General features: G+C 38.5%; 21 protein-coding genes. 17 read left to right on the forward strand and 4 right to left on the reverse strand.

Annotated elements, in window-relative coordinates:
• Positions 1 to 4 precede the first annotated feature (4 nt).
• Complete coding sequence (locus tag SOLCA_RS14310; protein ID WP_014681178.1) at positions 5 to 520, reverse strand: DinB family protein; 516 nt, start codon at positions 518 to 520, stop codon at positions 5 to 7.
• Between the two features lie 196 nt (positions 521 to 716).
• Between SOLCA_RS14310 and SOLCA_RS14315 the strand changes: the two genes are divergently transcribed.
• Entirely contained in the window at positions 717 to 1,169 is a 453-nt protein-coding gene (locus tag SOLCA_RS14315; protein WP_014681179.1) for a VOC family protein, read from the forward strand.
• A 414-nt stretch (positions 1,170 to 1,583) separates the two neighbouring features.
• The gene (locus SOLCA_RS14320) at positions 1,584 to 2,135 is read left to right on the forward strand and encodes a sugar O-acetyltransferase (RefSeq protein ID WP_014681180.1); all 552 of its coding nucleotides are present in this window, start codon (positions 1,584 to 1,586) and stop codon (positions 2,133 to 2,135) included.
• Here the strand turns inward: SOLCA_RS14320 and SOLCA_RS14325 are convergent.
• Positions 2,130 to 2,507 (reverse strand): hypothetical protein, encoded by a 378-nt coding sequence (locus SOLCA_RS14325; RefSeq protein WP_014681181.1) that lies wholly within the window; start codon positions 2,505 to 2,507, stop codon positions 2,130 to 2,132. The genes SOLCA_RS14320 and SOLCA_RS14325 overlap by 6 nt on opposite strands.
• A gap of 104 nt (positions 2,508 to 2,611) precedes the next feature.
• Between SOLCA_RS14325 and pncB the strand changes: the two genes are divergently transcribed.
• The 15 genes from pncB to SOLCA_RS14395 all read left to right on the forward strand — a co-directional run bounded on the left by pncB (position 2,612) and on the right by SOLCA_RS14395 (position 22,489).
• Positions 2,612 to 3,802 carry a nicotinate phosphoribosyltransferase gene (pncB, locus tag SOLCA_RS14330; RefSeq protein WP_014681182.1) on the forward strand — a complete coding sequence of 397 codons (1,191 nt, stop codon included), beginning with the start codon at positions 2,612 to 2,614 and terminating at the stop codon, positions 3,800 to 3,802.
• 256 nt (positions 3,803 to 4,058) lie between these two features.
• Positions 4,059 to 4,814 (forward strand): SDR family NAD(P)-dependent oxidoreductase, encoded by a 756-nt coding sequence (locus SOLCA_RS14335; RefSeq protein WP_014681183.1) that lies wholly within the window; start codon positions 4,059 to 4,061, stop codon positions 4,812 to 4,814.
• Positions 4,815 to 4,851: 37 nt separating this feature from the next.
• Complete coding sequence (locus SOLCA_RS14340; protein ID WP_014681184.1) at positions 4,852 to 5,604, forward strand: SDR family NAD(P)-dependent oxidoreductase; 753 nt, start codon at positions 4,852 to 4,854, stop codon at positions 5,602 to 5,604.
• A 242-nt stretch (positions 5,605 to 5,846) separates the two neighbouring features.
• Positions 5,847 to 6,668: a glutamate racemase gene (gene murI, locus SOLCA_RS14345; RefSeq protein WP_014681185.1), complete on the forward strand. Its 822-nt coding sequence runs from the start codon at positions 5,847 to 5,849 to the stop codon at positions 6,666 to 6,668.
• 114 nt (positions 6,669 to 6,782) lie between these two features.
• Positions 6,783 to 8,387 carry a DUF6377 domain-containing protein gene (locus tag SOLCA_RS14350; RefSeq protein ID WP_014681186.1) on the forward strand — a complete coding sequence of 535 codons (1,605 nt, stop codon included), beginning with the start codon at positions 6,783 to 6,785 and terminating at the stop codon, positions 8,385 to 8,387.
• Between the two features lie 239 nt (positions 8,388 to 8,626).
• Positions 8,627 to 9,154, forward strand: coding sequence for a DUF5004 domain-containing protein (locus SOLCA_RS14355; RefSeq protein WP_014681187.1), 528 nt, complete (start codon positions 8,627 to 8,629; stop codon positions 9,152 to 9,154).
• Between the two features lie 18 nt (positions 9,155 to 9,172).
• A complete protein-coding gene (locus SOLCA_RS14360) occupies positions 9,173 to 10,273 on the forward strand; it encodes a hypothetical protein (RefSeq protein WP_014681188.1) in 1,101 nt (366 codons plus the stop codon).
• A gap of 18 nt (positions 10,274 to 10,291) precedes the next feature.
• The gene (locus SOLCA_RS14365; protein ID WP_014681189.1) at positions 10,292 to 13,267 is read left to right on the forward strand and encodes a SusC/RagA family TonB-linked outer membrane protein; all 2,976 of its coding nucleotides are present in this window, start codon (positions 10,292 to 10,294) and stop codon (positions 13,265 to 13,267) included.
• A 17-nt stretch (positions 13,268 to 13,284) separates the two neighbouring features.
• Positions 13,285 to 14,754, forward strand: a complete 1,470-nt coding sequence (locus SOLCA_RS14370) for a RagB/SusD family nutrient uptake outer membrane protein (protein ID WP_042479865.1) — start codon at positions 13,285 to 13,287, stop codon at positions 14,752 to 14,754.
• 142 nt (positions 14,755 to 14,896) lie between these two features.
• On the forward strand, positions 14,897 to 16,132 hold the full coding sequence (locus SOLCA_RS14375; protein ID WP_014681191.1) for a glycoside hydrolase family 71/99-like protein: 1,236 nt from the start codon (positions 14,897 to 14,899) through the stop codon (positions 16,130 to 16,132).
• A 166-nt stretch (positions 16,133 to 16,298) separates the two neighbouring features.
• Positions 16,299 to 18,302: a glycoside hydrolase family 97 protein gene (locus SOLCA_RS14380; RefSeq protein WP_014681192.1), complete on the forward strand. Its 2,004-nt coding sequence runs from the start codon at positions 16,299 to 16,301 to the stop codon at positions 18,300 to 18,302.
• A gap of 376 nt (positions 18,303 to 18,678) precedes the next feature.
• On the forward strand, positions 18,679 to 19,455 hold the full coding sequence (locus SOLCA_RS14385) for a glycerophosphodiester phosphodiesterase (protein WP_014681193.1): 777 nt from the start codon (positions 18,679 to 18,681) through the stop codon (positions 19,453 to 19,455).
• A gap of 302 nt (positions 19,456 to 19,757) precedes the next feature.
• Positions 19,758 to 21,080: a DEAD/DEAH box helicase gene (locus SOLCA_RS14390; protein WP_014681194.1), complete on the forward strand. Its 1,323-nt coding sequence runs from the start codon at positions 19,758 to 19,760 to the stop codon at positions 21,078 to 21,080.
• A gap of 351 nt (positions 21,081 to 21,431) precedes the next feature.
• Positions 21,432 to 21,626 (forward strand): hypothetical protein, encoded by a 195-nt coding sequence (locus SOLCA_RS23230; protein WP_014681195.1) that lies wholly within the window; start codon positions 21,432 to 21,434, stop codon positions 21,624 to 21,626.
• Between the two features lie 143 nt (positions 21,627 to 21,769).
• The gene (locus SOLCA_RS14395) at positions 21,770 to 22,489 is read left to right on the forward strand and encodes a carboxypeptidase-like regulatory domain-containing protein (RefSeq protein ID WP_014681196.1); all 720 of its coding nucleotides are present in this window, start codon (positions 21,770 to 21,772) and stop codon (positions 22,487 to 22,489) included.
• 203 nt (positions 22,490 to 22,692) lie between these two features.
• Here the strand turns inward: SOLCA_RS14395 and leuS are convergent, their stop codons facing one another.
• Both leuS and SOLCA_RS14405 read right to left on the reverse strand, forming a co-directional pair.
• Positions 22,693 to 25,536 carry a leucine--tRNA ligase gene (gene leuS / locus SOLCA_RS14400; protein WP_014681197.1) on the reverse strand — a complete coding sequence of 948 codons (2,844 nt, stop codon included), beginning with the start codon at positions 25,534 to 25,536 and terminating at the stop codon, positions 22,693 to 22,695.
• Positions 25,537 to 25,763: 227 nt separating this feature from the next.
• Positions 25,764 to 25,970, reverse strand: coding sequence for a hypothetical protein (locus tag SOLCA_RS14405; RefSeq protein ID WP_042479869.1), 207 nt, complete (start codon positions 25,968 to 25,970; stop codon positions 25,764 to 25,766).
• Positions 25,971 to 25,978: the final 8 nt, after the last annotated feature.

Consider the following 25,978-nt stretch of genomic DNA (forward strand, 5'->3'; position numbering starts at 1 on the left):
AATTTTACTGCTTGTGGACTGATTTGTAAATATTTTTTAATTGGTTACAGTGTCGTTGAAGATGAACATTAAAAAAGTGCAGCCATTCATAACGAGTAAGAAAACCCATAAAGGGAACTTCAAAATCAAGACACACCTCTTCTAAATCTCTTGACGTTATAAATTCAAGATTTTCATGCTTAAGAGCTGCTAACCTTTCCAATTGGCTTTTGATAGCAAATGGACCGTCTGAAGGGTGAACAAATTCAGGAGCATTCATTTTAGTATTAAAATCAAGAAATAACCCCTTCAATGTTTCAACATGCAGATCAAATGGTCGCTCTGCTTTGGTTGTTGAGCCATCCGGCAAGCCGTCTACAGCTTTACTAATATGATCAGTAACCTGTCCGGCAGTCCAACCTCCGAACACTGGTTTCCTATTTAATTCTTGCTCACTAAACATAGAGAGTTGTTGAGAATATACATCGAAAGCATTTTTAAGTTCCTCTCGTAATTCTGTTTTTAGGTCGATTAATTCCATAGCGTTTAAGTTATTTACTCAAATTTAGCGCCTCTTTTACAAATAGATACGTGTCAAATCCGACATACTCAGGGGCTGTTTGCGACAATCAAATTATTGTCGCATTAAACCCTTTAAAATGTCGTGATCAACCCAACTTTGCTTATAATTCCATCAGTATATTTGTTATAACCAATTGATTTAAAACAACAAGCATATGGAAACTATCAATCAAAAGATCACTCCTTTTTTATGGTTTGATAAGAATGCTGAAGAAGCTGTTAATTTTTACATCTCAGTATTTAAAGATGCCAAGATTAAAACTGTTCAACGGGTTAACGGAGCAGTATTAACAATAGCATTTGAATTAAACGGACAAGAATTTGTTGCCTTAAACGGAGGGCCAATGTTCAAGTTTACTGAGGCTGTTTCTTTTGTAATTTATTGCAAGGACCAGGGAGAAATTGACTACTTCTGGAAATCGTTAGCTGAAGGCGGACAGGAACAACAGTGTGGCTGGCTAAAGGATAAATTCGGTTTATCATGGCAAGTGGTTCCGGCTAACATTGATAAATTACTTAATCCCGGTGACCCTCAAAAAACCGACAGAGCTATGCAAGCCTTAATGAAAATGGTTAAGCTTGACATTAAAGCATTACAAGAAGCTTAAACTTAACCAGTTGTGCGATTTAAAATAACTCAAAAACGTCTAATAGTGCAATAAACACAGTTTGATGAATTATTTTCTTCCGCCGCATTCAGCGGGACTCACTTTTTTTCTTCAGCAAAAAAAAGTAAGCAAAAAATGCCGTCGCTGCGTACAGTTCTTTGACAGTTAATGCGAGTATTTAAATCATCTCTTCCGAACTGTACGAGGCGATTTTGGCTAATATGATAATTTATGCTTTAAATTCACATATGTGAAATCAAATCGCACAACGGGTTAAATTTAAGCAACAAACGGAGGTACAAATAATTTGTACCTCCGTTTGTTGTTTAGCCTTAAAACTCATTAGGCAGCTTTGGATCATACAATAGAATTCTGTACGCCGTCGTTTTGTACATATTACCTGTTTGAATTATTATGAAATCAGAGAAAGAAAAAATGATTGCCGGTGAATTGTATCTCGCCTATGACCAGGAACTAGTAAACGACAGATTTAATGCAAAACAACTACTCCGTAAATTAAACGTTGATGAGTATGTTGTTTCTGAAAAATCCAACGCTCTCCTGAAACAACTCATCCCAAACTCACTTACCAATTTATACATTGAGCCTCCGTTTCATTGCGATTATGGTTATAATATTTATTGCGGAGAGAATGTGTACTTCAATGTAAATTGTGTGGTGCTGGATACAATGCCAGTAAAAATTGGTTCCAATGTGTTTTTCGGTCCGGGTGCGCATATCTATGCAGCTTCTCACCCATTGAATGCGATTGCCAGGAGAACAGAGGAATTTTCGAAACCGGTAATTATTGGCGACGATTGCTGGATTGGAGGCGGCGCTATTATTTGTCCGGGTGTTACAATTGGCGACCGCTGCGTAATTGGTGCCGGAGCGGTTGTCACCAAAGATATTCCTGACGATTCTCTTGCTGTCGGGAATCCTGCCAAAGTGATCAGAAAATTATGAGTTCGACCGATTAGCAAAGTAATATTTAATCACAACCTTCTTTAGCTCACGCTCAAGAATCATTTCTGTGAACTTTTCGGCCGGTGGAATTGTTAAATCATCCATAAGTACTTTTTTAGTTTGTACTTCAGGAATATCAATCCGGTACAATAAATTGAAAAATTTATCTGGTTTGGTTTCCATCAGCGCTTTAACAACCGGCATCAACCGGCTTTTCAGTTCATCATAAAAGGTGTCTGGCAAATTTGAAAGATCAAGCTGAACGCTGATGTCATTAAAATCTTTTTCGAGTTGACTGATCAATCCGCTTAAGAGCTTTTTCTCCAACTTTGCCTGATCAATATTAGCCAGGTAATGATTCAATTCATTCATCCTCAAAGTTTGGATTTATCTTTCAATAAAAAGAATCAACGTCTTATTTATTGATTAAGTTCTTTAAATTTAAGAGAAGCGACTTTATAAATCATTTATTACCAATGGATATTATTTCTCCCTCTTTTCAACTCCTCTCACTGCTCGACAATGATTTCTATAAATTTACGATGCAGCATGCTGTTGTAAAACAGTTCCCCAATGCTAAAGCCCGCTATCAATTCATCAACAGAGGAAAACATGAATTCCCCATTGGTTTCGACAGTGCTTTACGACAGGCAGTTGATGCCATGGCTGGTTTACAACTAAGCAAAGAGGAAAAAAACTTTCTTACCCAAACTTGTCCTTATTTAGATCCGGCTTACCTTGATTTCCTGCAGGGCTATCGTTATGATCCCAGTGAGGTGATCATACAACAAAATAATACAGCTATTTCCATCTCCATTGAGGGTTACTGGTACCGGACTATTTTATGGGAGGTGCCCTTGTTATCGCTCGTCAGTGAACTTTACTATCGATTAACTAATCAGCAACGTGTTAATGACGAACAGGTTATTGCTATCACAAAAGATAAGATCGAGAAATACAATAAATTAGGAGTAACTGTTGCCGACTTTGGTACCCGCCGCCGACATTCCTACCAGGTACAACGATTGGTGATCGATACGTTGAGAAGAAGTGAAGGCAAAAGTTTCATTGGAACAAGCAATGTTCACATGGCCATGTTGTATCAAACAAAACCAATTGGCACACATGCGCATGAATGGTTTATGTTTCATGCCGCACGCTATGGCTTTAAAATGGCTAATTCATTAGGGTTGGAACATTGGGTGGATGTTTATCGCGGAGATTTAGGAATTGCGCTTTCAGACACCTACACCTCGAACGTTTTCTTTGAACAATTTGATAAGAAGTTTGCCAAACTTTTTGATGGTGTGCGACATGATAGCGGTGATCCGGTCGAGTTTGCGGAGAAAACCATCCGTCATTATGAAAAACTAGGAATTAACCCACTCTATAAAACCATTATTTTTTCAGATGCCCTGAATTATGATAAAGTGGAAGTTATTGCAAACTATTGCAAGGGAAAAATTGGCGTTTCTTTTGGAATTGGTACCAATTTAACCAATGATGTTGGTTTAAAGCCCATGAATATGGTGATTAAATTAACGGAAACCCTGCCTCAAAATAAAGAATGGACACCCGTTGTAAAACTTTCGGATGAGAAAGGAAAATATACCGGAGAACCGAAAATGATTGAATTAGCAAAGACTATTTTAAGTATTCCATATTGATCATATAAATGTCATTTCACCCTTAATGTTCAAAAAGTACCATATTGTCGGCAAATAATACCGCATAAACACCCATTAATCTAATATTTTTGTGAATACCACAAGTAAGAGTACTACACTGTTAGCGATTAGCAAAAGTATTACCTGCCGCAGTTTAAATTTTCCAAGTTTTCTTACTGTTTAAATTCACACTTAATATAAATGCGTATGTAGCATCAGTACTTAACAAATTTTCTTTTACTTAAATAACAACATCATGAAAAGATTAGTAGGAAAAGTAGCAATTATTACCGGTGGAGCCGGGAGCATTGGTAAAACAACTGCAAAACAATTCTTGAATGAAGGAGCCAAAGTTTTTTTGGTAGATATGAGTAAGGAAGCTTTACAAAAAGTAGCTGATGAATTGGGTGAAAATGTAGCTTACACTGTAGCTGATGTTACTAAAGCAGCCGACGTGGAACGATACGCAAAGGAAGCCGTTGATAAATTTGGTAAAGTCGATATATTCTTTAACAATGCCGGTATTGAGGGTGTTGTAAAACCTATCATAGATTATCCAGAAGACATATTTGACAAGGTGATGGCCGTTAATGTGAAAGGCATGTGGCTGGGTTGTAAATATGTTCTTCCGCAAATGAATGACGGAGGAAGCATGATTATTACTTCATCCGTTGCGGGTATTGCAGGAACTCCAGGTGTAAGTGCTTATGTAACCAGTAAACATGCTGTAATTGGTTTAATGAGAACTGCAGCGCTTGAAGCTGCATCGCGAAAAATCAGGGTAAATACCATTAACCCTTCACCTGTGGATAACCGTATGATGCGATCTCTGGAAGATGGTTTTGCGCCGGGTCATAGCACCGAAGCAAAAAAAGGCATGGAATCCGGAATTCCATTAGGCCGATATGCTCAACCCGAAGAAATTGCTGATCTGGTAGTATTCCTAAGCAGCGATGAAAGTAAATTTATTACGGGTACCGTTCAGGTGATAGCTGGCGGCATGGGAGCTTAATTATCTGCTTACTCACTCAAAAAGAAAGGATGTTATCATGAAATTATTAGAAAATAAAGTTGCATTGGTTACAGGTGCAGGTTCAGGTATTGGTAGGGAAATAGCCTATTTATACGCAGCAGAAGGTGCCAAAGTAGTTGTCGCCGATATTGATGAAAAGGGCGGCAACGAAACGGTATCCGAGATTCAAAAGAAATCGGGAGAAGCATTTTTCATTAAAGCTGATTCTTCAAAACCTGAAGAAAATGAACACCTTGTTTCCGAAGCCGTTAATAAATACGGCGCTTTACATATCGCATGTAACAATGCAGGTATTGGCGGACCATCCGCGCCTGTTGGCGAATATCCGATTGATGGTTGGGATAAAGTAATTGCAATTAATTTATCGGGTGTGTTTTATGGAATGCGTTACCAATTACCCGCTATTATTAAGTCTGGTGGTGGTGTAATTATCAATATGGCCTCTATATTAGGCCAGGTTGGTTTTAGAAACTCGGCTGCCTATGCAGCTGCAAAACATGGAGTTGTCGGCTTAACCCAAACCGCAGCATTGGAATATGCTCCTCAAGGAGTAAGAGTAAATGCAGTGGGTCCTGGATTTATTTCAACTCCTCTTATTGAGAAAAATATGGATGAAGCTGCCCGCAGCGGATTAGTTAGCTTGCATCCGATAGGTCGATTAGGTAAACCGGAAGAAGTAGCAGAATTAGTCTTATGGCTGAGTTCTCCAAAAGCTTCATTTGTAACCGGTTCTTACTACAATGTCGATGGTGGTTATCTTGCCCAATAATTAATTTAATATATAGTTTAAAGACCGTTCTTAACTTAATAGGCGGTCTTTTCTTTTTAACTTGAATTACCATCAGCTAAAGCACAGTGAACTTAGCAGGATTCGCCCTATCTTATCCAATGACTGAAGTTCAACAACAACGTCGTCATAATTAAATGACATTGAGCTAAGTCAACAGTCAATGAAAAACTCATTTGCTTGTTCTATGTTTTTTTAGTCAATTTGGCCATCAATCAATACAAATGCAAACAGGACCTATCGGAGTTTTTGATTCAGGATACGGGGGATTAACCGTTCTTAAAGAAGTTGTCAAACATTTACCTCAATATGACTATCTCTATTTGGGAGATAACGCACGTGCACCTTACGGAACCCGTTCGTTTGAGACCGTTTACCATTATACATTAGAGTGTGTAAACCATTTGTTCAGCATGGACTGTTCACTAGTGATCCTGGCTTGCAACACTGCTTCGGCAAAAGCGCTCCGTAGTATTCAGCAAAATGATCTTCCTAAAATGGATGGTAACAAACGTGTATTGGGTGTTATTCGCCCGACAGCTGAGATCATCGGACGATTTACAAAGAGCAATGAAGTAGGTGTTATGGGAACTGCCGGAACCGTCGCTTCTCTATCCTATCCTATTGAAATGGAGAAATTTTTCCCGGAAACAAAAGTTTACCAGGAAGCTTGTCCGATGTGGGTACCATTGGTTGAGAACGATGAATACGACAGTCCGGGAGCAGATTATTTTGTTAAACAACATATCGATCGGATATTAAGCAAAGGAACATCAATAGATACCATTGTGCTGGGTTGCACACATTATCCATTACTAATCGGTAAAATATTAAAATACCTTCCTTCTAACGTTAAACTGCTTTCACAGGGAGAAATTGTGGCCAATAGTCTTGTCGATTATTTAAACAGGCACCCTGAAATTGAAGAAAAATGCAGTAAAGGTGGTGGCCGTCGATTTCTAACAACCGATTCAGCTGAATCATTTGATAAACATGCTAGTCGCTTTTTCGGTAAGCCGATACAATCGGAACATCTGGCACTTTAGTAAGTAAACTATGCAAAACTCTATTTGTCAAACTCCTAAAAAATTAACAGTTTTTCAATTCATTTCATTTACTTTAAGGCTTAGATAATAGTAGACCGTATTTAGCATTGTTCCATGAAACACCTGTTTACCTTTTTTGCGCTTCTGTTTTCATGTAATTTAATCTTTGCCAATGGAGTACCTGATAGTACACTGATAAAATTGGATGCTGCAATAGATAATCACCAGTTTTATGAGGATCAAAAGATTAAACAGCTAAAAGTTTTAAAAGAACGGGCTCAACGATCAGAAAAACTTAGTCTGGAACAACAATACAAACTTTACTCAGCATTGTATGATGAATACCGTTCATACAGCTATGATTCGTCATTTGTATACATCAATAAGCTTCGTGCAATTGCCGACAAACTTAACGATCCGGTAAAACAGGAGGCTGTTAAAATTAAATTGGGCTTTATATTATTATCGTCGGGTATGTTCAAAGAAGGTTTTGACACTTTGCGAGTTGTAAAAACCAAACTGTTGCCCACTCCACTAAAGCAAGAGTTCTTCTCATTAATGGGAGCATCTTATTACAATTTGGGCGATTACAATAAAGACAATTTTTATACAGCAAAATATAACCAATTAGGTAGTCGCTATATTGATTCAGCATTGGCGATAAGTGACCCTAACTCATATGAATACTTATCCTCACAAGCTTTAAAATTCCTGAAAGAAAACAAAACGGATAGTTCTCTGAAGCAATTTCAAACAGTTTTGGAGAACTTTAAACTTAGTAAACATCAATACGCAATCGTAACTTCTACATTAAGCGATATTTATATCCGAAAGGGAGAAACAGATCAGGCGATACAACTTTTAGCTGAAGCTGCAATAGCAGATATTCAGTCTTCAACAAAAGAAACAACGGCCATATTAATTCTCGCCAACCTACTTTATCAGAAAGGAGATGTAAAACGTGCTTATGATTATATAAAATATGCATCTGAAGATGCAGCATTTTATGGAGCCCGTCAGCGTAAAATTCAGGTAAGCGCTATTATGCCAATTATTGCCGGAGAGAAATTAAACAGTATTGAAGCTCAAAAAAGGGCATTGATTTTATACTCTTCTATTATTACCCTCCTTTCCTTATTGGTAATTGGTTTTGTAGTGATCATCTTTAAGCAAGTTAAAAAACTGAAAGAGGCTGAAAAAACGATTAAAGCATCGAATACCTCACTACAGGCGATGAATCACTTATTAATGGAAGCTGAAAAAATCAAGGAAGAATACATTGGTTACTCCTTCCACATTAATTCTAAGTACATTGATAAGATCGAACGATTCAAGAAAAATATCGATCAGAATCTTACTGCAAGAAAATTTGATGAAATTAAGTTGCACGTAAACCGGATCGACCCTAAAAAAGAGCGGGAAGAATTGTATCATGGATTCGACAAAGTTTTCCTGCGATTATTCCCCCATTTCATCACCGATTTTAATTCGTTATTCAAAGATGATGATCAGATCAAACTTTCAGGTATTGAGTTACTAAACACTGAACTCCGCATTTTTGCACTCATTCGATTAGGCATTACGGACAATGAGAAGATTGCACAGATCCTTGATTTCTCCGTTAACACCATTTATTCCTATAAAACCCGTATAAAGAACAGATCATTGGTTCCTAATGAAGCGTTTGAAGACCGGATAATGGCCATAAAAGCCATTTAAAAGCCTTTATTTGTTCATATTTCGTTAATATTCAATCTCACACTTATCTTTAGTAACAATCTAATTATCAACTAATTAAAAACTATAACTGACTTTATTTTCTATATTCTGTTTTAGTTTATTGCGCTATCCTCTTTTTCCTACTTCTTTTGTCTTATCCACATGCTATCGTTGGCATGGGAAACAATCAGTTTATAGAACGACCAGTTTTTATTAACCAATTTATTCAACTAAGACAAATGAAAACAAGAAGTCAAAAAGCTCTTTTTGGCTGTCTGCTGATGTTCATTATTGCTACATCTGTGGGCTGTGAAAAGAAAGACGACGGAAGCTACGTGGCCCCTATTACCCGTTACGAAAAAATCAATGGTAAATGGCAGCTTACCAACCTGACCCAAACAGACGAACTTGCCAAAGCTACAGGAGGAACCTTAACCCAGGTTGCTTTATTCTCAAAATTTGGTTTTAAAGATTTGCAAATGACCTTTAATGTCGATGCACAAGGTGAACCTACCAGTTACTCGGTTAGCGGAACAGCTCCTGAACTTTTCGCAAAATCAGGTTTTTGGAGTATGGATTCTCCATTTACTACCGGAAAAACTGCCAAAATGTATTTGTATGCAGATGAGGCGAAATCACAAAAAACGGATGAATTGGAGGTAACTACCGTTCCGGGAGCAACCAATGTATTAGAGCTTCGCCTCGTACGTTCATCAGAAGGTACCCCTTTCCTATCCTATCAATTTTCTTTAAAACCTGTTGAATAGCATCTAAACACTATAAAGATGAAACGACTTTTACTCTCGATAGCATTATTAATGCTTCCATTCATAGGTATGTGTCAGAATACGATCAAAGAGATCTGGACACAACCCGCAATTTTCAAGGCTGATGAACCAGTTACCTTATTTTTCGACCTGAAAGGAACCCAATTAGAAGGTGAAACCACTGCTGTTTATTTATGGTCATGGTTTCCATCTGAACCAGATGCCGGCAACTGGCAAAGCTCTTCTGAATTTGCAAAACTTACTCATGTAGATGCGGATGTATGGAAAATTACCATGACTCCAACCGATTATTACCATGTGGCTACAGATCAGATTGTCGCTTTATACGGTTTGTTGAAAAACAAAGACGGATCAAAGGTTACAGATGCCTTTGCTCCTGATAAGGGCAATGCCATCAACCTGTACAACTTTACTGACATTAAGAGTACTAAGATCAGTGATTTTTATCCTAAAACCATCAAAGGTGACCGCCCGTTCTCGATCATCATCAACGCTAATAAAACCTGGAGCGACTGTGCTACCAACGCAACTCAGGGAGCATTAGCTACAGCTTCTGAGGTTCATATTCACTCCGGATTAAACGATTGGAAAGTTATTGTAGAAAACAATCCGGCTAATCTTTCTAAAACCAAACTTACCCACTTAGGTGATGGTATTTACCGCATGGATATGATTCCATGGGAATACTACGGCCAGCAGATTGCGATTACTAAAGTGAATGCAGTTTTCGCTAATGACACCTGGTCTAAACTAGGGCTTAGCACCAATTGCGCCGACTTCCTGTTCAACAGCACCGGTATCGAAATAGTAGTTCCAAGCTATAATATCTTCCCTCAGAAAATAACTAAGAAAGATATCCTTACGCTTGTTGCCGTAAACGGTGATTTAGATGCATCAGATTTGAATTACGAGGTAACAATGGGTAATCAGAAAGCAACCGGAAAGTTTGAGGGAGTTAAGCCAAATTATCGCGCTTACATCGATCTGGTAACTCCTTTAAAAGGTCAATCGGTCGACAAGATTCATGTTACCATTAAAACCAACACGGGAAATAATCTGCTTGATACAGATGTTGCCCTAACTCCAATTGGTAATTAATCTATAAGAACTACTACAATGAACGTACATAAACTATTAAAATATAAACTGGCATTGCTCCTGTTCTTATGCATGAGCATCATAGCCAACGCAAATAGTAACAGTTATCTGTTTGCAGACATTACCGTTAAAGGATCTGTATTAGATAATAAAGGAACACCACTACCCGGCGTTTCGGTAACGGTAAAAGGATCAAGTACCGGCACTACTACTGATGCCGATGGAAAATTTAGTTTAAAGGTGGATGACAAGGCTGTTTTGCGCTTTGCATTCATTGGGTTTGAAGCGGTAGAATTACCTGCCAGTTCTTCTGCCATGAGAATTGTATTACAAGAAAGTGTAACTAACCTTTCGCAAGTAACTGTGGTGTCTATCGGATACGGTACAGCCCGTAAAAACGACCTTACCGGTGCTATCAACTCTGTAAACGCTAACAAGTTTAACAAGGGAGTAATTACTTCTACTGAACAGGTATTACAGGGTCGCGTTGCTGGTTTAACCGTTAACCGTGCAGGCGGTGATCCGGTAAATGGTTCATCTATGCGCTTACGCGGAGGAACTTCGTTAACTGCCAGCAGTTATCCTTTGGTGGTAGTTGATGGTGTTTTAGGAGCTGATATTAATACAATTTCTCCTGATGACATTGAGTCGATGGATGTATTAAAAGATGCTTCTGCGGCTGCTATCTATGGAGCCAGAGCTGCTAATGGTGTAATTATCGTTAATACTAAGCGTCCTGCTAGCGGTCGTGTAAAAATCGACTATACAGGTTATGCTTCTTTTGGTTATGCAGCAAACACGATCGATATGTTATCTGCCAACCAGTGGAGACAATATGTGAGAGACAAAAATATTGGCGGAGCAGTGGATTACGGAGCATCAACCGATTGGCAAGATGCTGTGACTCAAAATGCATTTTCGCAAAACCATAGTCTTTCACTTTCAGGAGGAACAGAAAAAAGCTCTTACCGTGCTTCAGTAAATTTCCTTCAAAACAATGGCGTTGTTATCACCAGCAAATTGAATCGTATTAACGGAAAAATTAACGTAACTCAGAAAGCGATCAAGGATAGGCTAAACATTGATGTAAGCTTGAGTTCTACTTATGATGAATTCAATCCTATTGATTATAGTGCATTGCGTTACATGTACAATGTAAACCCAACAATGCCAATTTTCGATGCTGATGGTAATTATTTTGAGGCAAGAGGAAATCTTGATTATAACAACCCTGTTGCGCAACTTAAACAACGTAGAAATGATCAGACTCGTAATCGCTTTTTAGGAGTTACGAAGTTTGATTTTGAAATAATTAAAGGATTAAAGGCTGTTGCCAACCTTTCATACATCAACAACTCATTTGAGAATTTATTTTATGTACCTTCAAACTCCATGAGTGGCCAGTCAGATCAAGGGTTTGGTCAGCAAGACGGTAATACCGTTAAGGAAAAACTGATGGAGCTTTACATGAACTATGATACCAAGTTTGGTAATGATCATGTGCTGAATGTGGTGGGTGGTTATTCTTACTTCGACAGTACTAATGAATGGTATGGCTTACAACGCAGAGGTTTTGACTCAGACATCTTTGGTTATTATAACCTAGGTTCTGGTCAGGATTACCGTGTGGGCGATCTGTGGAACGGAAAAGCAAACTGGAAACTGATCTCTTTCTTTGGTCGTGCAAGCTACAACTACAAAGGCAAGTACATGATTTCTGGAACATTACGTAATGACGGTTCTTCGAAATTCGGCTCAAACAACAAATGGGGACTATTCCCCTCAGGTGCGATCGGCTGGAACATGGCTGACGAAAACTTCATGAAAGACGTTCAGTGGTTAGATCAATTAAAATTAAGAGTTGGCTATGGTTTAACCGGTAACCAGGAGGGTATTGCACCTTATACTTCATTAGCTTTAACCGGCCCGCTTAATGGCGAGTTGTATTATGATTCGGCAAGCAACAGCTGGAAAAACGCCTATGGACCAATTCAGAATCCTAATCCTAACTTAAAATGGGAAACAACTACTCAGCTAGATATCGGTGCTGACTTCACTCTATTCAAAAGATTAACCGGTACTGTTGATTTCTACAATAAGAAAACTAAAGACTTGTTGTATACCTATCGTGTTCCTCAACCTCCTTACTTGTATAGCACTATCCTTGCCAATGTGGGTAACTTAACCAATAAGGGTGTTGAGTTAACGTTAAGTGCCAATGTTTACAATACTGATAATTTCAAATGGAACATCGACTTTAACGTGGCTAAAAATAAACAAGAAATCACCAAACTGTCTAACCAGGTTTATACTACCGAAGCTGTTTACAGTGGGTTATTGGTTAACCGTGGTTTCTCAAATATCTATACTCAAGTTATCAAAGAAGGTTATGCTCCTGGTACTTTCTGGGGACCAAAATATCTTGGACTTGACGAAAATGGCAAATTCATTCTGGAAGATTTGAATGGTGACGGACAAATAACTGAAGCTGACGGACAGTTTTTAGGTGATTCACAACCTGACTTTAGCGGAGGTTTAGGTATGAGCTTCAACTACAAAAACTGGGATGCTGGTTTCTCGATGTATGGCTTATTTGGTCAGAAGTTATTAAACGCAACCGGAATGAGTATTACTGACGATAATCGTTTGCCTTCAAATAACGTACCTGATGAATCATTAAAAGATCAATTAACTGACCAGGCTCGTTTCTCAAGTTACTGGATCGAAAACGGATCATTTGTTCGCTTACAGTATTTAACCTTAGGATACAAGTTCAACACTAAAGCTACTTCATGGTTACGCAATGCACGTGTTTACGTAACTGGTGAAAACCTGTTCGTGATCACTAAATATAAAGGTGCAGATCCCGAAGTTAGTCTGGATGGTCTTTCAATGCCTGGTATTGACAACTTCATTACACCAGCCGGAAGCAGCAACCCTGGTTCATATCCTAAAGCAAGAACATTCTCATTAGGATTAAGCTTATCATTCTAATCTCAAAAATGATCGTCATGAAAAAGAAACTATTATATCTACCATTAATACCACTATTGTTAACGGTTAACAGTTGTACGAACCTTGATGAGAAGTTATACAGTACCATCCCTACCGATGAGTATGGTAAAACCCCTCAAGAAATTGAAACTATTGTGGGCCGTGCCTATGCCTCATTACGCGGCTATGCAGGTCACTTCCCACTTGATTATACTTATGAGTTGAATGAAAATGCTTCTGACGAAGCAGTAATCCCAACACGTGGTACAGACTGGTATGACGGTGGGGTTCACCAACGTGTTCAGCGCCACCAGTGGAGAGCCGATGAAAACCTTATTCAGGCTACCTGGGAAATGCTTTATTCAGGTATCACTATTGTTAACTCAATTATTTATCAGGTAGACCAGTCTACCCTTACAGATGCTCAAAAAGCAAATGTAAAAGCCGAATTAAGAGGCATCAGAGCTTATTACTACTACCGCCTGTGCGATATGTTCGGTAATGTTCCTTTACAAACAGATTACACCGATCAGGAATTAAAAGCAAAATCACCACGTGCAGAAGTGTATGCTTTCATTGAAAGTGAACTGAAGGACATCGTAGGCAAATTACCTGCTACCGGATATGGTAAGTTCACTAAAGCTGTTGGTTATAGTTTACTGGCTCGTTTATACCTGAATGCTGAGGTATTTGCAGGAACTCCAAAATGGCAGGAATGTATTGATGCCTGCGATCAGGTAACCGGATATTCGCTTCAACCTAATTTCCTTGATAATTTCTTAACAGAAAATCAGGGCTCGGTGGAGAATATCTTTGTTATTCCTTACGATGCTACTGTAACCTTGGGTAACTATAAACAATCACTTGCATTGCACTATCAGGCAAGAGTAGCATTCCAAACAACTGCTGATTTTGTAAACGGTTATTGCTGCGAACCTGGTGTGTACGGAAAATTCGAAGAAACTGATGCTCGCCGTAAAGGTTTGCTGCAAGGTCCTCTTTTAGCTCCTGATGGTTCTCAATTATTACAATCAGATGGTAATCCGGTGAACTTTACAGATGCGGTAAGCCTTGAAAGCGCTACCCAAAGTGATGGTGTAAGAGATGTTAAATACCAGATTTCTAAAGGTGATAAATGGGAAAGGAGCAACGACTATGTGTTGATCCGTTATGCAGAAGTGACGTTAATGAAAGCTGAAGCGTTGGTCAGGTTAGGCCGTGCCGGACAAGCGCAGCCTTTGGTTGCAGCGGTAAGACAAAGAGCTGGCGTTACAACACCTGAGACAATTGATATCGACTTCCTGTACGATGAGTTGTTAAGAGAGTTCTTATTTGAAGAACACAGAAGAACTGATCAGATTCGCTTTGGCAAATTTGGTGTGCCAGGTTGGGAGATGAATGTAACAGAAAAAACCCGTGAGATTTACCCGATTCCAACTTCAGCTATTCAAACCAATAATAAGCTAATTCAGAATCCGGGATATTAATCCTAAAAGGATACACACCCCCAACCCCTCTCAAGAGGGGAACCCTATCGCGTGCAATAGGAAAATCCCCTCTTGAGAGGGGTTGGGGGTGTGTTCTAAAAGATGTTGACACTCCCTCATTACAAGGGTAAAAGCAGATAACATGAAAAAGACTTTATTGTTAATTGGTACGACTCTATCGTTATGGGCTTGTGGAAAGTCTTCGGATGATTCACAGCCCAAACAAGAGGAGTTCAAGGTAACCGCCCACGCACCTATCCCGGTTCAAAAAACCGTAGCTAAAAAGGTGTATGTGCATTTGATGCCTTGGTTCGAATCAAAAGAAACCAGTCCGGATGGAAAATGGGGCCAGCACTGGACCATGCAAAACAAAAACCCTGATATTATTGATGGCAGCGGTAAAAGACAAATAGCAGCTCATTTTTATCCTCTTACAGGCCCTTATGCTTCGGGAGATGCTTCTATTATTGAATACCAGCTGTTATTGATGAAACTTTCGGGAATCGATGGTGTGTTTATTGACTGGCCCGGAACAACGAACCTTTACGATTATCCTTTACTGGTAAAAAATACCGAGAAATTGATTGCCAAGTTGGATAAAGTAGGTTTAACCTTTGCCATCGTTTATGAGGATCAAAACATCAATATTGCTTACAACGCCAAGGTTATCACAGATAAACTTGCTGCAGCACAGCAAGACATGATCTATCTGCAGCAAAATTATTTCAACAAATCTTCTTATATCAAAGCTGATCGGAAACCGTTACTATTGGTTTTCGGTCCGCAAACATTTGGTTCTGAAGATGAGTGGACCAATGTTTTCAACCCACTTAATCCAAAACCTTCATTTTTTACTTTATGGAACACTTCCAGTAAGGCAGGAAAAAATGCGGTCGGTGAGTTCGCCTGGGTTTATCAAAACAATCTTACAGATCTGCAAAACTTTTACGGTAACAGTTATAAGGGAATTAAAATCGCCTCAGCCTACCCTGGCTTCAAAGATTTTTATTCTGAAGGAGGCTGGGGATCTAAACTGTTTACAATTGATCATAACAATATCAGTACATTTAATTCAACGCTTGACCTTGCTTTACAAAGCGGATCAAACAGCATTCAACTGGTAACATGGAATGATTACGGAGAAGGAACTATGATCGAACCTACCAAAGAATTTGGTTATGGCTTCTTGACTGCGTTGCAATCAAAACTGGGAGTTTCCAATTCACAGACTGATCTGGAACTTATTTCTAAGCTCTACGAACTCAGGAAAAAATTCCCTAATGCTGCCGAGAACCAGAAAAAAATGGATCAGGTGTTTTATAACCTGGTTTCCGGAAGAATCAATGAAGCTAAAATCTTAATTCAGAAAATTAACTAATCATGAACCAAGCTTAGCTCGCCCAACTATTTATTCACGTCATCCCGACACCGTATGATTCTCATTTAATGATGAGCAGGATAAATTCTACGTGTCAGCAAATTAAACATGATCGTAGAATAACAACACTGCAAACACAAACGAGAATTATATAAATCTTTCAAAAATGAAAAAAATCGCATTGCTCTGTCTCTTTCTCATTGCATGTACAACCTATTCAAGTTGTCAGAATAAGGCGCAGTCATTATCGGTAAAATCACCGGACGGAAACATTCAAATTGCATTCATACTCAAAGATGGAGTTCCTTATTACTCGGTGACGAAGAAAAACTTAACACTGATAGCCGAGTCTCGCTTAGGTTTTACCATAAAAGATCAGCCGGCTCTTGATAAAGATTTTAAGGTTGTATCTTCTAAAAATGACTCTTTTGATGAAACCTGGACTCAACCTTGGGGAGAGGTAAAAGACATCCGGAATAACTATAAAAGCTTAACAATCGCTCTTCAGGAAAAAGGTGGTAAAAAACGCAAAATGAACATTGTGTTTAAAGCTTACAATGACGGTATTGGTTTTAGGTATGAAATTCCTGAACAAGCTTCATTAAAAGAATACCAAATAACTGATGAGCTTACAGAGTTCGCTATGACTCGCGATTATGATACATGGTGGATTCCTGCGTATGGCGACGAACAAGACTCTGAATACCTTTTCACAAAAAGCAAACTATCAGCGCTGAATCAAAACGTTCATACTCCGCTTACAATGGAGCTTAACGATAGCTTATTTGTAAGTATTCATGAAGCAGCCTTAGTAGACTATGCTTCTATGACATTAAAGCCGGAAGGATTAAAGCTTAAAGGAGATTTGGTTCCATGGTCAGATGGTATTAAAGTAAAAGTTTCAGGCGCATTAAAAACACCTTGGAGAAGCATTCAGATTGCCGATAAACCTGGCGACTTAATTACTTCTTACCTGATTTTAAACCTGAATGACCCAAACAAGTTAACTGATATTTCTTACATCAAACCAGGAAAGTATACCGGAATCTGGTGGGGCATGCACCTTAAAACTCAATCATGGGGCTCAGGATCGATACATGGGGCTACCACAAAAAATGTGGAAGAAATGATTGATTTCTCTAAAAAACATAACATTCAGGGTGTATTGGCAGAAGGCTGGAATACTGGTTGGGATGGCGACTGGGTAAAGGATGGAGGATTCAGCTTTACTCAATCGTACCCTGATTATGACTTAGCTAAACTAAGTAAATATGCACAGGAGTGTGGTATTACCCTAATTGCACACCATGAAACAGGCGGAAATGTTGCTAACTACGACCGTCAATTGCTTGATGCTTATAAACTATTACAGGATAATAACATCCATGCTGTTAAAACAGGTTATGTTAATAAACGTATCAATGGCAAAGAATACCACCAGGGACAATTTATGGTGAACCATTACAACCGTGTAATGCAGGTAGCTGCTGATCATAAAGTAATGCTGGATGTTCATGAGCCAATAAAAGATACCGGTTTACGCAGAACTTACCCTAACATGATGACACGCGAAGGTGCTCGTGGAACTGAATATGAAGCATGGAGTTCAGGCAATCCTCCTGCCCACACTACAATTTTACCTTTCACCCGTGGCTTAGCCGGACCAATTGATTATACTCCTGGCATCTTCGATATACTGTTTAAAAATGACAGTAATTTCAGGGTTCACACTACACTTGCCAAACAACTGGCGCTATATGTGGTAATTTACAGTCCGCTGCAAATGGCTGCTGATCTTCCACAGAATTATGTTAATCAACCGGCATTTAAGTTTATCGAAGATGTTCCAACAGATTGGGATAACACCAAAGTTTTGGATGCCAAAATCGGACAGTTTATTACCGTTGTTCGCAAAGACCGCAAAACCAACGATTGGTACTTGGGTAGTATTACCAATGAAAACAGCCGTTCAATAAATATAAAACTTGATTTCCTTACTCCAGGCAAAAAATACATAGCCGAAGTTTATGCAGACGGGGCCGATTGTAATTGGGAAACCAACCCATTACCTGTCTCAATTACTCAGACAGAGGTTAATGCTGATTCTACTTTAAAACTTAACCTGGCTTCAGGTGGTGGACAAGCGATCAGGTTCAAAGCAATAGATTAATTTCTTCTCATAATATATTGGTTTTTTTATCATTTGCAGTCCCGGCTAAGCCGGGACTATTTTTTAACCTATTGGGTGGTGAACCCCTAACCCCTAAAGGGGAATATGTATCGCTTGGACAATTCGCACTATCAGCACTAGATAGTGCGAATTGTACGCAGTCTCGACTTAGTCGAGAGCATTCTTTCACTTACTTTTTTCCCAATTAATAATCTTGCCAAATTGTAAAAATTGTTTTTTTTATCTCAAGCGACAAGAATTCCCCTTTAGGGGTTAGGGGTATTTTTTAAAGAGATAACGTAATGGTTACACTAAGCTGCCCAAAAACTAAGCATCAATTTTTATATTGCGGACCGTATTAATTTTTCGACTTATTATGAGATTCCTTTATTTACTAGCCTTTATCACCGTATATGCATCCTCTGCCTTTGCTCAGAAAAACACCTGGAACGACAATATTGTAATTGCCCATCGTGGTGCGTGGAAGAAGAATAATTTACCGGAAAACTCTATTGCTGCATTAAAGCAAGCAATAAAATTAAAATGCTATGGTTCTGAATTTGATGTTCACATGACATCAGACAGCATACTTGTAGTTAATCATGATCCCGAATTCTTAGGTATTAAAATCGAAACATCAACTTATGATGAGCTTTTGCAAAAAAGCTTATCAAACGGTGAAAAGATCCCTACCCTTTCAAATTACCTGAAAGCCGGAATGAAACAAAAAAAGACCAAGCTTATCTTAGAAATAAAACCATCCGTTATCAGTCCAGAAAGAACTCTTGCTTTAACTGAAAAAGTGGTAGCGATGGTAACTAAATTAAAAGCAGATAAGTGGATTGAATATATTAGTTTCAGCTACGACGCCACCAAAAAAGTAGTGGAGTTAAAACCTCAGGCAAAGGTTTACTACTTAAAAGGTGATGTTTCCGCAGAACAGTTAGCAGCAGATAAATTGTACGGTGCCGACTATCATTTCTCTGTTTTCAAAAAAGGAGACTGGTTTGCTGACGCTAAAAAATACAAATTACACCTGAATGCATGGACGGTAAATAAAGAAGAAGATATGAACTGGTTGCTGGATAATAAAGTTGATTTTATTACCACCAATGAGCCGGAACTGCTTTTTGAGTTGATTGGAAAAAGGTAGTGACTATATAGCTGTTAGCCGTTAGCTATTAGCTGTTAGCATTGTTAACCGATGTATAAAGGGCCAATAATTAACAGCTAAAAAAACATAAAAGGCTTCAGCCAAACAACAATGTTTGGCTGGAGCCTTTTTAATTTGCTAATGACTCACTACTAACAGCCAAAAACTAATGGCTAAAAGCTAATAGCTAGCAGCTAATAAAAAACCGTACCTTTGCAGCAGTTACACTCCGCAAACAGGAATGTACTTAACCCCAGACTGCTGAGTTTTATTTATAAACAGCATTCTGCCATACAACATTCATGACATTTAACGAATTAAATTTAATAGACCCCATATTAAAAGCCCTGCAATCAGAAGGTTATACACAACCCACCCCTATTCAGGAACAATCAATCCCAGTTGCCCTAAAAGGCCAGGATTTATTGGGTTGCGCACAAACCGGAACCGGTAAAACAGCGGCCTTTACCATTCCCATTTTACAATTATTACATCCGATTGTTCGTCACGAACAAGGAACAACTCCAATAAGAGCCCTTATTCTTACGCCAACTCGTGAGTTAGCCATTCAAATAGGAGAAAGCATTGCAGCCTACGGGAAAAATCTGAAGCTTAAACACCTGGTTATCTTTGGAGGCGTTAATCAACTAAACCAAACGGTAGCGCTAAGCAAAGGAGTAGATATTTTGGTAGCAACTCCAGGACGTCTGCTTGATCTGATGAACCAAAAATTCATTCATTTACATAAGGTTCAATTCTTTGTACTAGATGAAGCCGACCGTATGCTCGATATGGGCTTTGTGAATGATGTGAAAAGGGTGATTGCCAAATTGCCTGAAAAACGTCAGACACTATTCTTCTCAGCTACTATGCCTCCCGTTATCCAACAATTGGCCGACAGCATTTTAAGTAAGCCTGTTAAGGTTGAAGTAACTCCGGTGTCATCAACTGCAGAAACCATTAATCAGTCTGTTTACATGGTTGATAAAGGCAATAAACGCGCATTATTGACCCATTTACTAGAAAACGATGGAATTGGTTCTGCATTAGTCTTTACCAAAACTAAACATGGCGCGGATCGTATTGCTCGTGACCTCAACAAGCACAAGATCAAAGCCGAAGCTATTCATGGTGACAAATCGCAGAACGCACGTCAACGCGCCCTAAGCAACTTTAAATCAAAAGATATCCGGATATTGGTAGCCACAGATATTGCTGCCAGAGGAATTGACATTGATGACCTGTTACATGTGATCAATTTTGATATTCCTTACGAAGCAGAAACATATGTGCATCGTATTGGCCGTACAGGAAGAGCCGGAGCCAGCGGAACAGCTTTAACCTTTTGTGATCCGGAGGAAATGACCTACCTGAAAGATATTGTTAAACTGATAGGTAAGTCTATTCCTACTGTGGAAGATCATCCTTTTCCAATGACTATTCAACGTTACCTGGAGGTTCAACAACAAGCAACCGACAAGAAAAACGATAATCGAGGAAGTAAAAGAGGATTTTCTCATAATAAAAACCGCGGAGGAGGTCAGGGACATAGCAGTAAAAAACAGCAACACCGAAAAGGTCAGTCAAAATCCACCTCGGCATCTAAAGGAGGTCCAAAAAGATAATATAGAAAGCCTTGCTTTGAGCAAGGCTTTTTTGTTTTTACTAGTGCTCACTACTGGCAAAAATGTATACAATATAAAGTTGAGACAGAAATGTTAGGCTATCTGACCCTATTGCAGCTTAAATAAATAGTTGAAAAATAACATTTTACAGTTATCTGTAAGCATAATCAATACTTAATCAAGTTTTACCATCAATTTAACAATGATTCTAATCAGAGTTTATCATTACATAAATCGCTCAAGACCTGACTATTATCATGTTTGACATAAAATTAGTAAGTTACCTTTGTATCATAATAAAAATGGAACACTAATTGACATTAGTGAATTGTTCATCTAAAATTCTTTGTTATGAAAGCTCCTGCTTCAACTTCGATATTAAACTCGAAAGAAATAACTGCTAATAAGGCAACTCAAAAATATACCCTTCAGAATTATGACTACCAAAAATATTTGGGTGGAAGAAAATCACGCAAATATGGCTCGTGCTCAACGTTAGTCTATGATGAGAGTTATGAACATTGCTATTATTGTAACGCCGACTAACTATTTTTAATGCTCTATATCTTTCATACTAGAAAGCGTCCTGATTAAAACAGGACGCTTTTCACATTATGGAGTTTTGTTACAATTCTCTCCCAATAAAAATATTATATTAGTAGTAATTACGCATTATTCGTTACTACAGTATGAAATATCTTTCCCTTCTGGCATTACTTTTCATTTTAAGCAGTTGCGGTGGTTCTGATCCTAATTCGGTTTCTCCAGTGGGAACTTTAACAGCCTACGTTGATCTTTATGATGAATTTGGCAATAAACAATCCTCTTCAGATGGTGCAAAAGTAACGCTTAACAACATTAGTCCTAAAAAATCCGGTATCACTGATAAAAATGGGCGATGTGAGTTATTAAATACCAACCCAGGTAAATATGACATTGTATTTAGCAAATCAGGGTATGGCGACTTTTGGATGTTCCAGGTAAATCATAATCAACGCCATACTTCATTAGACGCAATTGATTTAGTGCAAACATCGGGTACGGTTGCCAGTAATATAAAAGTCAGCTTTAATGCTGCAACAACTCAGTATGAAGTGGAAGGCACAATTACTCCTGTAACTGCCGACAATAGATGGATTCGTTTATTTATTGGTGAATCAAACAACGTTTCATCATCCAACTATAAATACTCTCCACAAAGTGTTTATACCGTAAATAACGGAGCTTTTAAAATCCTAATGAATAAAGAGGAAATCACTTCACTAGGAATCGCACAAGGCACTAAATTTTATGCGATTATATATGGATCTCCGTTTAAATATTCATCCTATTTTGATCCAGGTAAAAAGTTGAATCTCTATCCTTCTCTGTCAGCAGCTTCAAATGTTGCAGAAGGAGTTGTGAATTAGTAGTTAGCTATTAGCAAATAGCTGTTAGCTGTTAGGCTAAAGCCTTTCTTATTTTATCTCATCAACCGTTGACTGAAGTGGCTAATAGCTAAAAAAGCTCTAGCCGCTCACACGACTAAAGCCTTTTTATTTATCCTGCGTTGACTTCAGTCAACGGCAATGAAACTAATAATATCAAATAGCTAATGGCTAACTGCTAATAGCTAAAGAACAACATTCACAATCCGGCCTTTTACTACAATTACCTTTTTAGGAGTTTTTCCATCCAGGTATTTAGCTACATCGCTACTTTCTAAAACTGCCTTTTCTACATCTGCTGCTTCCAAGGTTAAAGGAAGATTTAATTTGGTTTTAACCTTCCCATTAATTGAAATAGGATAATCAAATGCATCTTCAACCAGGTATTCAGCTTTAAATTCTGGGAAGGACGTATGGATAATTGAACCCGCTTCATTGCCAAGTAGAACCCATAATTCTTCCGTAATATGAGGGGCATATGGAGACAAAGCAATTACCAATGGTTCCAGTATGGTCTTTTTATTACACTTTAATGCTGTTAACTCATTAACACAGATCATATAACTAGATACCGAGGTATTGAATGAAAAACGCTCAACATCTTCTTGTACTTTTTGAATGATCTTATGCAGTGCTTTCAATTCAGCTTTGGTAGGTTCTTCATTAGAAACAAAGAAATTTCCCTGTTCATTGTAGAACAAGTTCCAGAATTTACGCAAGAAATTATAAACTCCTGAAATACCGTTAGTGTTCCATGGTTTTGATTGCTCTAGAGGCCCAAGGAACATCTCATACATACGCAATGTATCAGCACCATATTGATCAATAATATCATCTGGGCTTACAACGTTGTACTTAGATTTCGACATTTTCTCCACCTCATGACCGCAGATGTATTTGCCATCCTCTAAGATGAATTCTGCATTAACATAATCAGGAGACAGATTTTTGAATTTATCCAAATCCAGCACATCGTTAGTAACAATGTTTACATCTACGTGCAACGCTTGCGTATCATAGTCTTTGCGAAGGCCATAAGAAACAAACTTGTTGGTACCGATGATTCTATACACAAAGTTCGAACGTCCCTGGATCATCCCCTGATTGATCAGCTTTTTGAAAGGTTCTTCTTCCTTCACATAGCCAAGATCTTTCAATACCTTATTCCAGAAACGAGAATACAGCAAGTGACCAGTAGCGTGTTCAGAGCCACCAATATAAAGATCTACATCTTTCCAATAATCAATTGCTTCGGTTGATGCAAAAACATTTTCATTTTTTGCATCCATATAGCGATACCAATACCAACTACTTCCGGCCCATCCAGGCATGGTACTGTGTTCGTATTCAAATTCATTTTTATATTTCCAGTTTGCAGCACGAGCTAAAGGAGGCTCCCCTGTTTCGGTTGGCAAATATTTATCAACGTCAGGTAATACCAACGGTAAATCATTTTCATCGATCAGGTATGGTAATCCATTTTTAAAGAAAACCGGAACTGGTTCACCCCAATAACGCTGGCGAGCAAAGATTGCATCGCGCATACGGTAATTAGTTTTTGCCTTTCCACTGCCGTCTGCCTCGATCTTTTCAACTAAGGCTTTCATTGCTTCAGCGTAAGTCATTCCGTTGATCATACCTGAGTTCACATATTTACCCTCTTTAGTGGCATCAGCTGTTTCGTCCAAAATTTGGCTGTCCAAAATCTGAACGATAGGTAAATTGAAATGCTTCGCAAAACGATAATCACGCTCATCGCCCGAGGGAACTGCCATTACAGCCCCGGTACCGTATCCGGCCAAAACGTAATCAGCGATCCAAACTTGTACTTTTTCTCCACTTAACGGATTTATAGCATAAGCACCAGTAAAAGCACCCGAAACTGTTTTTACATCAGCCATACGATCGCGTTCACTTTTCTGCTTGGTTTTAGCGATGTACGCTTCTATATCAGCCTTTTGGCCTGGTGTCGTAATTTTCTCAACAAGTTCATGCTCCGGAGCCAGTACTAAAAACGTAACACCGTAAACAGTATCTAAACGTGTTGTAAATACTTCAATCTTATCGACCCCTGCACTTAAATAAGTCTCAGGATCAACATCATGATGAGCATCTAACTCCATCAAACCATGTTCATTCTCCGGAGCAGACATAAGCTCAAAACGTAAAAGAGCTCCAACTGATTTGCCAATCCAGTTACGTTGCATTTCACGTACAGGTTCAGGCCAGTCGATCGTATCAAGTCCGTTTAACAAACGTTCAGCATATGCGGAAATGCGCATGCTCCACTGTTTCATTTTTTTCTGTTCAACCGGATGACCGCCGCGCTCAGAAAAACCTCCTATTACCTCATCATTAGCCAAAACAGTTCCCAATGCAGGGCACCAATTTACAACAGATTCAGACAAATAGGTTAAACGGTATTTTAACAACTCTTTTTGTTGTTGTTCCTCACCAAACAACTTCCATTCTGCTGCCGTAAAAGAGCGTACATCTTCATCGCAAGCAGCTTTAACATTTCCTGTACCGTGTGCCTCAAACATCGAAACTAACTTACTGATAGGCTCAGCTTTGTTAGTATCGTTATTATACCAAGCATCGAATAGCTTCATGAAAATCCATTGCGTCCATTTATAATAATCGGCATCACAAGTGCGAAGCTCTCTGCTCCAATCATATGCAAAACCAATGCGATCTAACTGTCCGCGGTAACGTTTCGTATTCTGATCTGTAGTAATTGCAGGGTGCTGGCCCGTTTGAATTGCATATTGCTCGGCAGGCAATCCAAAAGCATCGTACCCCATTGGATGAAGCACATTAAACCCTTTCAGTTTTTTGAAACGTGTAAAGATATCAGAAGCTATATAGCCCAGTGGGTGTCCAACATGTAATCCTGCTCCTGACGGATATGGGAACATATCCAACACATAATACTTTGGTTTATTTGAGTCGATGTCCACCTTAAAGGTTTTGTTATCGGCCCAGAACTTTTGCCATTTCTTCTCAATTTCTCTGAAAGAGTATTCCATTTAACTTTTTATTTATAAATAGCGTTCTGATGCGTATGATCTATTCACCGCAATTAACAGCTTTAATCGTTTAACTTTTTGCGAAAATAGGGTTTTGTTTTGCCTTAATAAAAAAAGCGACGAAATTTCGATGCTTTTTAAAAATATAAGAACTGAAGGGCCCTTACTTTTTAATCACAATTCGTAGATTCTTCTAAACAATCGGTAAGAGGTTGAATAACTTTTATCTATAAATGTAGAATCCCTAACTTATATCTCGAGATAATTAGTTGCTGTAAACGTTCATTTGTACTATAGTTATTTGAAGAAGACACCCCTTTATTATCATTAATTACCAGCCATCCATCCGGCTTAAATGCCCAGAATAATTTACCATTGAACTTATTGTCGAATGATTTTATCGGTTTATTAGATGATTTATAATAAATTCTCACGGTACTTA

The sequence above is a fragment of the Solitalea canadensis DSM 3403 genome (assembly GCF_000242635.2).
Classification (GTDB): Bacteria; Bacteroidota; Bacteroidia; order Sphingobacteriales; family Sphingobacteriaceae; genus Solitalea; species Solitalea canadensis.